Genomic DNA, 13984 nt, shown 5'->3' with positions numbered 1-13984 from the left:
CCACCCCCGCACTGACCGCCTGATCGAACAGGATCACGCGGAAATCACCCCGATACACCACCCGCTTGGACTTGACCGTGCGCGGTCCATCCACCGTCGACCGGTAGTACAGCGCCGGTGAGGTAGGAGGCCGCAGGACTTGCGAGCAAGACTGCCGCACCGACGAGTTCCTCCGGGTCAGCCCACCTGCGCATCATCTTCGCCGGCACCGCGCGGGTAGGCACCCTCGAGTCCCCAGTCTCGATCGGCCCTGGCGCGCATTGCAGTTGGGCCGCCGATGTCCCGCATGTGTATCAAGCGTTCGACGAAGATGTCGAAGCCTTACTGCTCGTCTGTTGTCCACGATGAGAGGCGTCGGTGCGGCGGCCCATCGAAAGCGCCGATAAGGTCCGCGCCGATGCGGCGCGGTACTCGAGATGCTCGATATCTCTGCCCAGAGCAGATCAGGTGTGAACGCTCCACCGACTCTCGATAGGGTCCCGCCCATGGAGATCATATCCGTGTTGCCGCAGTTGACGGCGTTGCGGTTTTCCCAGCCCAACGACGTGAATGTTTACGTGTGGAGCGATCCCGAGGGGGTGACTCTGATCGACAGCGGTCTGCCAGGCGCCGCCGGGGAGATCGAAAGAGGCCTTCGCGCTCGGGGATTGACCCACGACGACGTGCAGCGGGTAATTCTCACCCATGCCCACGACGACCACATCGGTTCGGCGGCCGACCTCGCGGAGTGGGGAGCCGAAATCTGGGTGCACCACGCCGACGCCGACATCGTGCGAGGCGAACGTCCGCAACCGGCTCCGGTCCTGCGTGAGTGGGAACGCCCGATCGCCGAGGCTCTCGAACCGGGCACACCCCCGCGCCCGGCTCCGGTACACCGCGAGCTACGCGACGGCGAAGTGCTCGATTTCGGCGGCGGCGCAGAGGTTCTGGCAGTTCCCGGCCACACCGCGGGCAGTCTGGCGCTCCATATGTCGCAACACCGTGTGCTGTTCACCGGCGACACGCTCGCCAATGTGCGCGGTGTCACCATGCCGGGTGTGTTCAACCTTGACAGCACCGCCGTCGACGCAGCCGCCCGCCGCCTGGCCGAACTCGACGTGGATGTCGTCTGCGTCGGCCACGGTGATGCGCTTACCGGCGCACCCCTGCTCACATGGCGAGGCCACGGATCGGACGGCTGACGCACGCCCGCATCGGCGGGTCGCTCCTTGCGGCGGATGCCGTCGGGTGAGAACGCGAGGATTTCAATGCTGTCCTCGCGGGGCTGCACAAAGGGGCTGCGGCATAGCGCGGCGCTTCACCGTCACCCCCGCGTTGTAGTTGTCTGCTTCTGGGCGTGGGGGTGGTGGTGTTCGAGTCGGTTGGTGATCAAACGAGTGGCGAGGCCGTTCGCCAACGCGGTGGCCGCGCTGGTGTGGGGCTTGCGAGCGGCTTGATCCCGGAAACAGTTCGTGAACTCCTCAGCCAGCCTGAGTCGCGGCCAGCGCGCCAGGATTTCGCCACGTAGTTCGGTTGTGAGAGTGTCGATCTCGCGACCGGAGATGTCGATGCCGGTGGAACGCTCGAGTAGGTGCCCCTCCGGGTCTGCGTCCGACTCGACACTGGGCCACATGTGACGCACGATGATCTCGTGCAAGCGGGTGCGGCGCTGAGGTGACCATCCGAGCCCGGCGGCGAACACCTTCGCCAGATGCCCGCCCGCCTCCTCGAATGCCAGACGGTGGTTGTCGAACGCTTCGACCAGCCCCACATCGTGGAACATCGCTGCGACCCACAGTAATTCGGGATCGAACTCGATCCGCTCCTGACGTGCCAGTGCCGCAGCCCAGAGGTAGGCACGAACCGAGTGATGCAACAGAGCCGGCGAGGTGTATTCCGCGGCGATCTCGTACGCGCGGACGGTGGCGGTCGACTCGGGAATCGCCAGCTGCCCCGTGTTGGTGACTCTGAAAGCGGCGCTGTTCATTGTGCCCACGCAGAGTTCTTGATTACCTCGACGAAGTCGCCGCGCTCGAACCCGGGCACGTAGTGCGCCAGCACGTCGGCCTTGACGTTGCCGAAAGTGGTGTCGGGTCGGTGCGCGATGCCGTCGGTGAAAGCGGCCAGAATGCGGTTTTTGAAATCGGGACGCGGGTGCGCGGCCACGATCTGCTCGCGCTGGACGTCGCTGATCGTGTCGTAGCCGATACCGAGTACGTCGAGTTCGACCCCGCGAGTCACCAGTGCGATCTCCGCATCCATGTGCAAAGGGATCTGCGGGGTGGTGTGCAGGGCGATCGCGGTCCACACCCGTTGCGCCGCAGTGGTATCGACACCGTGCCGCAACAGGAACCGGCGCGCTTCGTCAGCACCGTCGATCTCGAATCGCTGGTCATCACGCCGGAAGGTTTCGGTCAGTCCGAGGTCGTGGAACATCGCCCCCACGTACAGCAGCTCGGGATCGAAATCCACACCCAGCTCGGCTCCGCGCAGTGCCGCGAACAGGAACACCCGCCGGGAATGGTCGTAGACCAAAGGTGTCGCGGCCTCCCGCACCAGCTGGTCGGCCTCGCGCGCCATCGCGCTATCGGGGATCGCGACCCCCGCGATCGTGGTGACGGTCGTCATCGGATCATCGCTCCTTCCGGGTGTTTGCTTGTCTGTGCTTGTCCACTCTGACGCGCGGCGATACCCTGACGCCATGTCCAATACGACAAAAGAACCACAGATACGGACATGAGGTGAGCGGCGAGACAACGGCTCATCGAATAGCGATCCTGGTGTTCGACGGAGTGACGCCGCTGGATATGAGCGGACCGGGCGAAGTGCTGCACGAAGCGACCGCGCTGGGCCACCCCTACGAGGTCGATATCGTCTCTCCTGCCGGGGGAATGGTCACGACGTCGGCAGGTGTGCGGCTCTCGAGCACCGCGGCAGCCGATGCCGCGACACCGGAGACGCTCATCGTCGCCGGCGGCGCGCTCACCGACGGGGCGCTCGACTCCGCCCTACTCACCGCCGCAGCCCGGCTCGCCGACAGCGCCCAGCGGGTGGCCTCGGTCTGCACGGGAGCGTTCGTGCTCGCCGAGCTGGGACTACTCGATGGTCACCGCGCCACCACCCACTGGCGCCACACCGGCACCCTCGCACGCCGGTTCCCGCGCATCCAGGTCGAGACCGACGCTTTGCACGTGCACGATGGCCGCTATCTCACCTCCGCGGGTATCAGTGCCGGTATCGACATGACTCTCGCGCTGCTCGAGCACGACCACGGAGCCGGCGTGGCCCGGACCGTGGCACAGGAATTGGTCATGTTCATGCAGCGGCCCGGGGGCCAGTCGCAGTTCTCCCACGCCCTGTCCACCCCGCCCGCGCGCACCGAGCCCCTGCGTGCGGCCATCGACTCCGTACTCACCGACCCCGCCGGTGCGCACACCACCGCCACCATGGCCGCGGTCGCAGGCGTGAGCCCGCGACATCTCACGCGACTCTTCCACGCCGACATCGGTTCCACACCCGCGCGCTGGCTCGAACGCGTGCGTGTGGAGCACGCCCAGCAACTGTTGCTGCAGGGATACACCGTCACCGCCACCGCGCACCGCAGCGGGCTGGGCACCGACGAAACCCTCCGTCGCGCCTTCGCCCGCCACCTCGGGTTGACCCCCACCGACTACAAGCACCGCTTCATTACCACGGCACCAACGAACACAACCCTTGCGCCCTGACGCACCAGAGGTAGACGCCGCGAACACGCCGGCGGACCATGCTGTCGGGCACTCCGCACCGGTCGAGCACGACCCCTTGCACGCACTATTCACTCATCCGCTCAGCAGGGCGACATCGCCCCTCGGCCCGGGCCCACTCGGCCGTTCTTTCGCATATCGACCTACTCACCACGCGCGGTGTGTCAGCAATCATTCAGCGTTCACGGGCTGAATAATCCGTATATGACGTCGATCGGGCTGTCCCGCAGAGCGATGCTCGCCCTGGCAGCGAGCGTACCGTTGAGCGCTGTGGCATCCCGACGCGCCGTGGCCGCCGCCCCGCCGATCCGATACACGATGACGGCGTTCACCAACGCCAGCCAGACCGACATGTGGGTCTACGAATCCACCGACGCAACGAATTTCCGGCTCGTCCAGGCCGACGCCTACCGTCCGCCGGACGCCGACCCCGCCGACACCCCGGCAGCGGCGGCCACCACCAAGAAGGGCTTGTGCCGCGACCCCAGCGTCTTTCGTCACATCGACGGCGAGTACTACGTGACGTACACGACCGCATGGGACGGCAACACCATCGGGTTCGCGCGCAGCCGCGACCGGATCAACTGGGAGTTCCTGTACGAGTACACAATTCCGTTCGATGGTGTCACCCATACCTGGGCGCCGGAATGGTTCGTCGACCGTGACGGCACGGTCAGCGTCCTGGTGAACATCAACGACGGCACGGTTTTCCGGCCCTGCGTCATGACCGCGACCACCTCATCGCTGAGCCAGCTGCATTGGACCACGCCCATACCGCTGGCAGGCGTCATTCCCGCACCGGGCGGCCTCGGCTACATCGACACCACGGTCAAGTTGTCGCAGGGACGCTACTACGCGTTCGTCAAGAACGAATCGACCAAGAACGTCGAGGTCGCGGTGGCCGACCGCCTGGTCGGCCCGTACACGTTCGCGCGAACCGGGAACTGGGCGCGCTGGGGCGGACCGGGCCCGGGACAACCGCGCGAGGGACAGTGCGTGATCCCGCTCCCCGACGGCCGATGGCGGATCTACCTGGATGCCTACGACCTCGACGAACCCACGCACGGTCACTATCTCTACAGCGACACCGTCACCGGCGACCTGCTCGGCGAGTGGACCGCACCGAAGGACCTGCCCGTCCTGTCCGGTTTCGTCCGCCACTTCACCGTATTACCCGAACAGCTGAACACCGGCCCGCAACCGGGCCCGAAGCCCGTCACGCGGTGAGGACGATCGGGCCGCGGCCGGTCCGCGGGCCAGACCAGACCGATCTCGCGAAAAGCGCACGGGTGCAGCGGCTTGCCCTCCCGACATCACCTCCCGGTTGCCGCACCGGCGATCGCTGTCGGCACCGCCTGCGACCTTCCCGCACAGGCAACGGGAAGGCCGGGATCCCATCGTGGGAGGAAGGACCTATCAGCAGCAGCGCCTACAGCGGCGTGATCGCGCGGACGACGAGCATGCGCTGCGGGCTCGGGCAGATCAGGTTGTCCCAGGGCAGCCACAGCGATTCGGTGTTGTCGGGCGGGTAGACGCGCAGGGTGGTGGTGCGCAGGGCTGCGCAATCGTTGATCTGCTTGGGATAGGTGATGAACTCGAATTGAGCTGCCCCGCCCGGTGTGAGCGTGACCGGCGCGGGCTTGGGCGCCTGCGGACCCTCGTCCCGCACGGCGGGCTCGCCCACCGGGTCATCGCTGGGGCCGTTGGTTTGCGAGACACCCGGGAAACCTTGCAGGACACAGGTTCGCGAGCTGGAGTTGATGAACCGTAGGAACCAGTCCCCTCCCACCGGGCCGCCGACCCCCTTATCCAGACGGAGTTGGGCGGTCACACACTTCGGGAATGCGGTGTCGGCGGGAGTAGCCGGGTCGGCGGCCGCGGCCCCGGGCGCCGGCACGACCGTAGCCTCGGCCGTCTCGGGGACGCGGCCGCCGGGCTCGGTCGCGTGTCCCGATTGGGCGGGTTGTGCGGTTCGTGCTGGCGGCTGCGAAGTTTGGGCCGCCGGAGTGGTTGTGGACAGCGACCCGGGAGTGGAGGCCGGGCCGCAACCGCTGACGGTGATGGCGACGCTCGCCGCGAAGCCGGCAACAATCAGTGACTTGGTACGCATGAGTCCCCCTCGAGTCCGATACCGCAACCGTTCGCACGGGTATCGATCCGTACCAGCCCCCCGTTACGCCGCGGCTTCAGCAAGAATTCGCGTAAGCGGCTGCCGTCCAACACAGTTCGCCCCGGGCAGTCACGGAATCGCCGAATTCCTGCGTACCTGCGAGGCTCTCTCGAATGGGCCGCACGACCTTCGAGCCTGGGCTGACTGCCGATCGGTGGCCCCGGCCGGATTTGCAGGTCTTCGTGCTGGGTTCGCGCCGGCCCGAGGCACTCCCGACGATGTCGTCGTCGACGATGATGATCCGGTGCGGCTGCTGAGCGGCTTCGTGGTGGCGACGTGGAGGTCGTCGATCGGGTGTTGCCGACCGCCTCACAGCGATCGGGCGATCGCCCCGTCTGCCTGCTGCCGGCCGAGGGCGCGTTGCAGGGTCAGGGTGTCCTCCAGGACCAGATCGTCCACCAGCTTGCCCCAGCGCAGGGTGAGCCACTGCATCGCGGTGTTGCGGTAACCGCTGCCGTCGGCCAGGGTTCCGCTCACCTCCAGCTGGACCGCGACCTTCGTTCTCCAGGGCGGGCCGCCGGAGACCACATCCACCAATTCCAGGCGCAGTCCGGGCAGCAGTTGATCGAAGCGAGCGAACCAATCGCGGAACGCCTCCGGTCCGCGCAGGTCGGCACCGAGCGGGGTATCGCCGAGAAAGCGGAATCGCAGGTCCGGCGCCGCCATCGCCACGGCGGCCTCGTGATCGCCCGAGCCGGTGCGGCGCCACGTTCTCCGGACCAGGAACCGTACGATGGTGTGATACATAAAACGACTGTAAGCAGCTAGCTTGCTTAAAGCAAGGGACTGGAAGATGGGGCGAAAGAACTTCCACGAGATCGCGTGCTCGATCGCGCGTTCGGCGTCGATCGTCGGAGACTCGTGGACCCTGCTGATCCTTCGCGATGCGGCACTGGGCCTGCGGCGTTTCGAGGAGTTGCAGCGCAACCTCGGTATCGCCACCAACGTGCTGAGCCAGCGATTGCAGCGGCTGGTGGACCAGGGAGTACTGCGCCGTCACCGGTACGAGCAGCGGCCCGACCGATACGAATACCACCTGACCGACAAGGGTCAGGAGTTGATTCCGGTGCTGTTCGCCCTCATGGCGTGGGGTGATAAATGGGAATCCGGGGCCGAGGGGCCGCCGCTGGTTCTGCACCATCGCACGTGCGGTCATCGAGTCGAGGCGAAGGTGACATGCGATGGCTGCGGCGGCGAGCTGACGCCGGAATCGGTTGTCTATCAGCCGGGTCCGGGCGGCCGCACCGGCGAAGGTACCGCGCTGATCGCGACCGTGCTGAATTCCGCGGGCGACCACACAACACCGTGAACGAGATCGGCGCCAGAGCCGAACCTCACCACACACGTCAATTCGTCTGCAATCGACTACCTTTCGACCACGCAGCGGCCTGAGTCCGCCCACACCCTGCACGGCACCGGGCAGAGGCTGCAATGGCTCGACAACACCGCCCACGTCAGCGGCTGACCGGCACCGAAAGAGTCCGCGGCCAACCCCCAACAGCGCCAGCGGGGGAAGGGAAGAGCAACAGCCACAACCAATTTCACGATGGGCGACGGTCATGCGCTTGCAGCCGGCGGCGGGCGACCGGCTGATTACACCAGGCACGCACCGCACCGAGGAGGCGAATCCCATCGCGTGCGTGAGTTGCCCGGTACACACGGCTAGTTGCGGACTCGGAACCTCAGGTGAAGTACGCCCTCGCCACGGATGATCACATGCGGATCCTCGAGGTGGTGTCGACCGTCGATGCCACCGAAATAGGGCTTGCCAGAACCGAATACGACCGGCACCACGTCCATCGCTACTTCGTCGACCAAGTCGGCCGCAAGGATCTGGCCGCCTACCTCGCCGGCATTCACAGCGACGTTTCGGTCGGCGGACAACTCGCGGGCCGTGGCTACCGCAGCGGTCACGTCGTCGACGAAATGGTAGGAGGCTTCGGGGTGCCAGTTGTCGGGTTTGGGGCGGTGTGAGACGACAACCACGTGCTCGCCCGCGGGCGGACGGCCCTCCCAGCCGTTCACCAGGTCGAAGAGGGTACGGCCCATGACGATGGCGCCGATCGATTCCCACATGGCGCGAACATATTCGGCTGAGGCGGCGGGGACCTTGAAGCGGCTGCCGGTTCCGGAATGGTCGAATACTTCGTCCATGCCGGCCGTGATGGGCGTGTCACCGTTGAAGTACCAGTCGTGCAGCGGGCCGACGTCGTCGTTCTTGTCGGCGATGTAACCGTCAACCGAGACGACATTGTGCATGATTACGGTACCCACTGATGCTCCTCGAGGCTCGTACGTTGTCTTATCCGATCTTGTCGAGCCCAGCGCGGTGCGGCTTGTAAAAAATCAATCGGCGGGCATCGGTCCGAGATCGGGCGGAAAGCCCCGATCGACAGGGAACCGGCGACGCAGGGCCAAGTATTCGGTCGGGGTACGGCCGGTGAAGGCCTTGAACTCCCGACTGAAATGCGCCTGGTCGAAGTAGCCCGCCGAGTGCGCCACCTCCGCCCAGTCGACTGGGTGCTCGGCGTCGACGGACACTATGAGCCGCGCGAATCGGTAGATCCGCGCCATAGGCTTCGGGGTGATCCCGACATGTGACTTAAACTGTGCGGCAAGGTGATTGCCGCTCACACCCATCGCGTCGGTCAACGCACCGACCGACACGGTGCCGTGCGAGGCCACCAACCTCGTGCCCGCGTGCCGGACCAGGTCGAGGCCTCGGGGCCGGTCCTCGGGCAACCGCGAACGCAACTCCCGCTCCACTACCCCCAGCATCTCGTCAACAGATGCGCCGTCACCGACCTGATTTCGGATTCGCTCCACCGACCGTTGCCAGACAGCGTCGACCGGCGCCCATCGGTCCCGCAGCTCAGTCGCGGGCATACCGATGAACGGCGAAAGTCCCCAGGGCTTGAAATGCACCCCCACAACCCGCACCCGGTCGGGATACTCGACCACGAACCGCCTGGTCCACACGCCCATGAACCATCCATTGACGAACAGGGCGGGCACCGCCGAGGAATCCGGATCCCACAGCCGAATCGGTCCAGCCAGGTTGAGTAACAAATGCGCCGATGGCATCGACGGCACATTCATCCGTCGGTGCCGCGGTACCCCCGTCAGACAGTAGATATCATCGACGAACTGATCCAACGGCGGCGCAGGAACTCGGCCGACGTAGTGCATAGGGCCAGTCTTGTCGAAGTCCGCCCACGGTTCCACCCACCTTGTGCCGGATGGAGCCCTATGGTGTTCACAGCCCTCCGCGACTCGCGACCATGGAGTTGCCCATGGCCACCGCCTCTGCACGGTAACAGGTGTATTCGGCGGCGCGCCTTGATCATCCGAACTCGTCGCTTCTCCGCGCGGCCTGGAGGTTGGGGCTCGTCATCGAGCTGATCGCCGATGCCGCAGAAGCGCTGGACTACACACACGCGCACGGAGTGCTGCACCGTGACGTGAAGCTGGCGAGTTTGCTGATCGAGCGCGACTCCCCGCATGGGCTGCACGCGTTGCTCACAGACAGCCGGCGGACGAGTGATACGGAACCGATCGATGAATGCCCCCGGACGTCACGGCCCCTACCCCTCGACTCGCACCAACAACCGCGAACCCGCAGGTCGCGCCGCTTCGCCGGACAAAACCAACCGGTCATCAGTAGCATCGACTCCATGCGATCGATACGCAAATAGGCTGGAGCAGTTCCTCGTTCGGCCCGTTCTTCTCGGTTCTGACGAATCGCAAATCCGCAGTTCAACGGGATTCTCGATACGGCCGGAACAATCGGATTCAGTCGGGTCGCCGATTCACTCGGACCTACAGGACGTCGACAGGACGTCGCGGAATCACGGGGGATGAGGCAGCCTCCGAAAAGCGGTCAAGCGATGTGCGACTCCTTCGCCCTGCGCACGATCTCGAACTCGCCGGCGTGGCGCTCGACCCGCACCGCATGACCACACGACCCGAGGAACCCCGAACCCAAACTCGTCGCCTACGCGAAAACCCGCAGCGGACGCAGTGACAGACCCGCCCGAAGGGGCAGCGACGGCTCCCTCTGAGCCATACCGTTCGAGACCGAGGTCAGCACGAAGTCGGCGGTGTTGCCGGTCGGTGTTGCGCGAGCTGCGCCTACTCCCTGTTGATAAGGCCGATCACCGCTGAACGCAGAGTCGGCTGCGGCTCATCGGCATACAGTTCGGCCAAAGCGATTTCGGCGACCATCGCGACGACCAGGTGCGCGACGGCCGCAGGATCGTCCCACCCGATAGCCCGTAGATCCGGCTCGATGACTGCTGCCACTGCTCGATTGCGCGCATGGACCTCATCGAGCAAGTCGGTGTCGGTACGCGACTGAGCAAGAAAGGCTTTCGTACCGCGCGTCCGCAAACATGCATCCAGATACGAAGTGACGCCAGCGGCAAGACGGGAAAAACCCGGGGCGAGATCGCCGATTTCGGCGAGGATCGCTTCGGCCAGAACATCGTGGTAGCGGCGGTGCAGGGCGATCATGTAACTACGTCGGTCCGAAAAATGGTGATAGAAGCTGCCTTTGGACATTCCCGCCGCGGCAACCACAGCGTTGACCGATAGCCCCCGCAGTCCCGCACGCTCGGCCACCACAGAACCGGCGTCCAACAGCGCCCTACGACCGGGCTCCGAGGGTCGGGCCATGACCGCTCTCCTCTCTCAGGCTGCCGCCAGCGTATCCCGATGCTACATTATGACCGGCCGGTCGGTCATTCCTTCCGCGGCGGGGGCGGAAGGACTGCTGACCGGCTATACAAACGAAGGAGTGCGTCGATGCGACGAGTGATATCCGTTGCCACGCTGGCTGCTACGGTGCTCGTGACAACAGCCGGTCCAGCCGTGGCCGACGATCATGTACCCGATCCCGCCCCCTCCTACAGCTATCTGGGTGGTGTGCAGGCCGAGTTGACCGGACCGGGGCAATCGCCTCCTGGGGCCAACGATCGATCGTGCCGGCGGACCGCAGCACATCCGAATCCCGTTGTGCTGCTCCACGGATTGTCGAACGACACCATCAGCTGGAATACACTGTCGCCGGTGTTGGCCGACGCCGGCTACTGCGTGTACACCACCACCTACGGATCCGAGGGGCTGGGCCCGATCGGCGCCACCGCTCCCGTGCAGGACAGCGCCACACAGATCGGCAACTTCATAGATCGGGTCGAGGCCGCCACGGGGGCGAAACAGGTTGACTTGGTGAGTCATTCGATAGGCGGGGTGGTGGCCTACTACTACCTGAGCCGACTCGGCTGGGCATCGAAGATCGGCCGTTACGTCGCACTGGCCGCCCCCCTGCACGGATCGACGGTCAGCGGTCTCGCCGGTGTGCAGCCGCTGGTGGAATCCACCGGGAGCGGCGCGGCGGCCACCCGTCACTGCGGACCGTGTCAGCTGTCACCCGGGGCACCGTTCCTGCAAGACCTCGAACCGAACCCCGATGCCACACCGGCGATCCCGTTCACCATGATCGTCACCCGCTACGACCAGATCGCCACCCCCTACACCACAGGCCTTCTCGACGGCCCCAACGTGCACAACGTTGTACTACAAGATCTTTGCCCGACCGACTTCACCGAACACAACGAGCTGACATCGGATCCAGTAGCGATACACGAAGTACTCGACGCACTCGACCCCGCCCACGCCACCCCACCGACATGCACGGTCGTCCTCCCTCTCCTAGGGCCCCCTTCCCGATAGCAAAACCCAAACGCCCGAACTATCCGCGACACCCTGTCAGCGATCGCCGAGACCGTACCCTTCGGCACCGAAGGGGGCTGCCGCCGCGAACCCGAATGTGCCGCTGTCCGAGGTCGTCGGCGCTGCGCGTCGCCTTAAATCATTCTAGCCATTTGGCGCCACGCGAGGCATTAACACCTGAGCCGGAACAAACTTCGGCTCGCCCCCGCGCCTTGAGCCACCCGCACGGGTAGCGAGACTTCACATCGAGACGAGCGCGGCTACCAACCCGGGTTCCAAAGCAGCGTCATCGTTGCCAGCCCGACTTTGTAGCCCTACATTCGACCGACTGGGAATGAGGTTGCGGGACACAGGACAACCGCTTCCCTTAATCCCCCAGCCGCTTCGGTTCGACCATGATGGTCTCCGCCTCGATCCAGCCGACGCGGAACCTGACCCCCGATAAGCGGGCGAATCGGAGGCCAGCGGCTGGTGAGCGTGTCGATGTCCGAAGCCGATTCCAGCGGTAGCCGAACTGCCGTTCAGTGAGAGTTGTGACTTCCTGGACGTTCCGGCCGCGGGACGATTGATTGTCGGCCGAGATGTGCCGTCCTCGAGGCAGGGGCGCGCCCCGCGATCGGGCGTCGCTTATCCGGTCGGGTCGGATTGCAGTGCGCGGATCACCCGGGTGACGTGCTGGTCTACGAACCGGTCGTCCATCGGTTCGTGAGTGAGGAAGCGGCGGAAGTGGATCGGCGCGATCAGGGTTTCGATGACTGTCTTGGCGTCGGTGCCGGCGGGCAGCTCGCCGCGCTCGACGGCCCGGGTCACCATCGCCTGGTTGGCTTCGTAGCGTTTGTCCCAGAAGGCTTTTCGCGCTTCGGCGACTTGTTCGGAGTCGGTGATGAACGCGAGAGCGCGCGCCACGCCCGCGCCCAGCGGGGTGTCGAGGTAGGCGATGAGCGCGGTGGCGAAAAGGGTGAGGTCTGCGCGCAGCGAGCCGGTGTCCGGTAGCGGGAGCGTGCGTTCGCTGACGCTGAGCATCACGTCGAGCACCAGGTTCTCTCGTGTTCCCCAGCGTCGGTAGATGGAACTGTCACGCACGCCCGCGCGGCGGCTGATATCGGGGATGCCGACCTTGTCCACGCCGTGTTCCTCGACGGCTTCGAGCACGGCTCGATGCACGGCTTCGCGCACCTTCGCGGCCCGGCCTCCGGGCCGGCGCAGCGGCTCGACGTTCTCGACTACCGACATAGCCCGATCTTAAAGCAGAACTTCTTGCTTTTGGTTACCGGGCGTGGTTACGCTCACAAAAGCAGAACATTCTGCATTTTCGGGATCGGGAGGCACAACAATGACGTCAGTGCGGGAGCTCGGCAAACGGGTGCTCATCAGTGCGCGCGCGATGACTCACACCACCGAGCGGGCGGCGCGCCGGATGGGTGTGGCCGCGTTCCTACCCCGGTTGTTCGCCGACAGGTTCACCCACCTCGGGGGGATCGACCCCGAGGAATTCCGGCGCCAGTTACATGAGTGCCGGTCGTTCGACGACGCGCGCTGGACCGGGCATTGGGAAGGCTTCGCCCATCAGCATCTCGCGCGAGCCGACGCGGCCTTGCTGCGCCTGGGCGGACCGACAACCGAACAGTTGCTCGACCCGGCAGCGACGCCGGATCTGCCCGCTCTGGGTAAGTTGCTGGCACCCGCGGTGACGATCCTGGCTGGCCGAGGGCCGGTGGCCGATCCCGAAGCGGTCGAGCGGTTCTGCGCTGCCCGTCCCGATGACGCCGATGCCGCGGTCGCGATCGACGGGCTGATCAAGGCGCTGACGTACGAGTTCGTTGCCGCTTGGCCCGGGTGGAGCCCGGCCAGGCTGGCCGCCTACGAACGTTCGTGGCGGCTGTGTGAGGTGCTGGTGGGTTCGCTCGATGCTGCGATGGGGGTGAGTATCGAAGTGGTGCGGATCCGGGTCGGCACCCAGACCGTGCGCGGCATGCTGATGTTGCCGACCGGTGCTGTGTCGGCGCCGACGATCCTGGTCACCAACGGCCTGGAAGGCACGATCGCCGAGGCGCTGCTGCCGCTGCTGTATCTCCGCGACAGCGGGCTGGGTGTGTTCGTGATGGAGATGCCCGGCACCTTCTCCTACACGGAGCCGCTGACCACCGCCGCCGAGAACATCTACTCCGGTGTCATCGACCATCTGTGCGCCGACCCGCGGATAGATCCGCAGCGGATCGGCATGCTGGGCTTCAGCTTCGGGGCCTATTGGTCGACCCGCATGGCCGCCGTCGACCCCCGGTTGAGAGGGTGTCACGAGAACCGTGTAAGTCCGAAGCTAGTTCGGTACTAAATCTATTCTAGCACAATGGAATTCGGTTCG

The 13984-nt window shown here is 65.5% G+C and carries 15 protein-coding genes; 6 read left to right on the top strand and 9 right to left on the bottom strand.

What is annotated here, in order from left to right; all coding sequences use genetic code 11:
• Positions 1-44 precede the first annotated feature (44 nt).
• Entirely contained in the window at positions 45-245 is a 201-nt protein-coding gene (locus A5789_RS35550) for an SDR family oxidoreductase (protein ID WP_255404288.1), read from the bottom strand.
• Positions 246-485: 240 nt separating this feature from the next.
• Between A5789_RS35550 and A5789_RS12300 the strand changes: the two genes are divergently transcribed.
• On the top strand, positions 486-1181 hold the full coding sequence (locus tag A5789_RS12300) for an MBL fold metallo-hydrolase (protein WP_064902204.1): 696 nt from the start codon (positions 486-488) through the stop codon (positions 1179-1181).
• A 122-nt stretch (positions 1182-1303) separates the two neighbouring features.
• On the opposite strand, the gene A5789_RS12295 is transcribed toward A5789_RS12300, so the two are convergent.
• A complete protein-coding gene (locus A5789_RS12295; protein ID WP_064902205.1) occupies positions 1304-1966 on the bottom strand; it encodes an HD domain-containing protein in 663 nt (220 codons plus the stop codon).
• Positions 1963-2607, bottom strand: coding sequence for an HD domain-containing protein (locus A5789_RS12290; protein ID WP_064902206.1), 645 nt, complete (start codon positions 2605-2607; stop codon positions 1963-1965). The genes A5789_RS12295 and A5789_RS12290 overlap by 4 nt, the downstream gene beginning before the upstream one ends.
• A gap of 113 nt (positions 2608-2720) precedes the next feature.
• Here A5789_RS12290 and A5789_RS12285 point away from each other — a divergent pair, with 113 nt between their 5' ends.
• Entirely contained in the window at positions 2721-3704 is a 984-nt protein-coding gene (locus A5789_RS12285; protein ID WP_227462933.1) for a GlxA family transcriptional regulator, read from the top strand.
• A gap of 288 nt (positions 3705-3992) precedes the next feature.
• The gene (locus A5789_RS12280; protein ID WP_231953311.1) at positions 3993-4949 is read left to right on the top strand and encodes a glycoside hydrolase; all 957 of its coding nucleotides are present in this window, start codon (positions 3993-3995) and stop codon (positions 4947-4949) included.
• Between the two features lie 202 nt (positions 4950-5151).
• Here the strand turns inward: A5789_RS12280 and A5789_RS12275 are convergent, their stop codons facing one another.
• On the bottom strand, positions 5152-5832 hold the full coding sequence (locus tag A5789_RS12275) for a DUF4232 domain-containing protein (protein ID WP_064927241.1): 681 nt from the start codon (positions 5830-5832) through the stop codon (positions 5152-5154).
• A gap of 369 nt (positions 5833-6201) precedes the next feature.
• Complete coding sequence (locus A5789_RS12270) at positions 6202-6639, bottom strand: nuclear transport factor 2 family protein (RefSeq protein ID WP_064902500.1); 438 nt, start codon at positions 6637-6639, stop codon at positions 6202-6204.
• A gap of 46 nt (positions 6640-6685) precedes the next feature.
• Here A5789_RS12270 and A5789_RS12265 point away from each other — a divergent pair, with 46 nt between their 5' ends.
• The gene (locus A5789_RS12265; protein ID WP_064902499.1) at positions 6686-7201 is read left to right on the top strand and encodes a helix-turn-helix domain-containing protein; all 516 of its coding nucleotides are present in this window, start codon (positions 6686-6688) and stop codon (positions 7199-7201) included.
• A 353-nt stretch (positions 7202-7554) separates the two neighbouring features.
• Here the strand turns inward: A5789_RS12265 and A5789_RS12260 are convergent, their stop codons facing one another.
• The 3 genes from A5789_RS12260 to A5789_RS12245 form a co-directional block, all read right to left on the bottom strand.
• Entirely contained in the window at positions 7555-8166 is a 612-nt protein-coding gene (locus A5789_RS12260) for a dihydrofolate reductase family protein (protein ID WP_064902498.1), read from the bottom strand.
• 72 nt (positions 8167-8238) lie between these two features.
• Positions 8239-9081, bottom strand: a complete 843-nt coding sequence (locus A5789_RS12255) for a helix-turn-helix domain-containing protein (RefSeq protein WP_064902497.1) — start codon at positions 9079-9081, stop codon at positions 8239-8241.
• A 942-nt stretch (positions 9082-10023) separates the two neighbouring features.
• Positions 10024-10566 carry a TetR/AcrR family transcriptional regulator gene (locus tag A5789_RS12245; RefSeq protein WP_030518910.1) on the bottom strand — a complete coding sequence of 181 codons (543 nt, stop codon included), beginning with the start codon at positions 10564-10566 and terminating at the stop codon, positions 10024-10026.
• Between the two features lie 129 nt (positions 10567-10695).
• On the opposite strand from A5789_RS12245, the gene A5789_RS12240 reads away from it, so the two are divergent.
• Positions 10696-11622 carry a triacylglycerol lipase gene (locus tag A5789_RS12240; RefSeq protein WP_064902495.1) on the top strand — a complete coding sequence of 309 codons (927 nt, stop codon included), beginning with the start codon at positions 10696-10698 and terminating at the stop codon, positions 11620-11622.
• A gap of 627 nt (positions 11623-12249) precedes the next feature.
• Here the strand turns inward: A5789_RS12240 and A5789_RS12235 are convergent.
• Positions 12250-12855, bottom strand: a complete 606-nt coding sequence (locus tag A5789_RS12235) for a TetR/AcrR family transcriptional regulator (protein ID WP_064902494.1) — start codon at positions 12853-12855, stop codon at positions 12250-12252.
• A gap of 100 nt (positions 12856-12955) precedes the next feature.
• Here A5789_RS12235 and A5789_RS12230 point away from each other — a divergent pair, with 100 nt between their 5' ends.
• Complete coding sequence (locus tag A5789_RS12230; protein ID WP_155525970.1) at positions 12956-13954, top strand: S9 family peptidase; 999 nt, start codon at positions 12956-12958, stop codon at positions 13952-13954.
• Positions 13955-13984: the final 30 nt, after the last annotated feature.

The organism is Nocardia sp. 852002-51101_SCH5132738, from assembly GCF_001665695.1.
Taxonomy (GTDB): domain Bacteria; phylum Actinomycetota; class Actinomycetes; order Mycobacteriales; family Mycobacteriaceae; genus Nocardia; species Nocardia nova.
Note: the sequence above shows the minus strand (reverse complement) of the source record. Positions and strands in the feature narration are given on the sequence as shown.

Excerpts from the sequence above, each read along its gene's own strand:
- A5789_RS12300 (WP_064902204.1), top strand. The coding sequence starts at position 486 with ATGGAGATCATATCCGTGTTGCCGCAGTTGACGGCGTTGCGGTTTTCC.
- A5789_RS12295 (WP_064902205.1), bottom strand. The coding sequence starts at position 1,966 with ATGAACAGCGCCGCTTTCAGAGTCACCAACACGGGGCAGCTGGCGATT.
- A5789_RS12290 (WP_064902206.1), bottom strand. The coding sequence starts at position 2,607 with ATGACGACCGTCACCACGATCGCGGGGGTCGCGATCCCCGATAGCGCG.
- A5789_RS12275 (WP_064927241.1), bottom strand. The coding sequence starts at position 5,832 with ATGCGTACCAAGTCACTGATTGTTGCCGGCTTCGCGGCGAGCGTCGCC.
- A5789_RS12270 (WP_064902500.1), bottom strand. The coding sequence starts at position 6,639 with ATGTATCACACCATCGTACGGTTCCTGGTCCGGAGAACGTGGCGCCGC.
- A5789_RS12265 (WP_064902499.1), top strand. The coding sequence starts at position 6,686 with ATGGGGCGAAAGAACTTCCACGAGATCGCGTGCTCGATCGCGCGTTCG.
- A5789_RS12255 (WP_064902497.1), bottom strand. The coding sequence starts at position 9,081 with ATGCACTACGTCGGCCGAGTTCCTGCGCCGCCGTTGGATCAGTTCGTC.
- A5789_RS12245 (WP_030518910.1), bottom strand. The coding sequence starts at position 10,566 with ATGGCCCGACCCTCGGAGCCCGGTCGTAGGGCGCTGTTGGACGCCGGT.
- A5789_RS12240 (WP_064902495.1), top strand. The coding sequence starts at position 10,696 with ATGCGACGAGTGATATCCGTTGCCACGCTGGCTGCTACGGTGCTCGTG.
- A5789_RS12235 (WP_064902494.1), bottom strand. The coding sequence starts at position 12,855 with ATGTCGGTAGTCGAGAACGTCGAGCCGCTGCGCCGGCCCGGAGGCCGG.
- A5789_RS12230 (WP_155525970.1), top strand. The coding sequence starts at position 12,956 with ATGACGTCAGTGCGGGAGCTCGGCAAACGGGTGCTCATCAGTGCGCGC.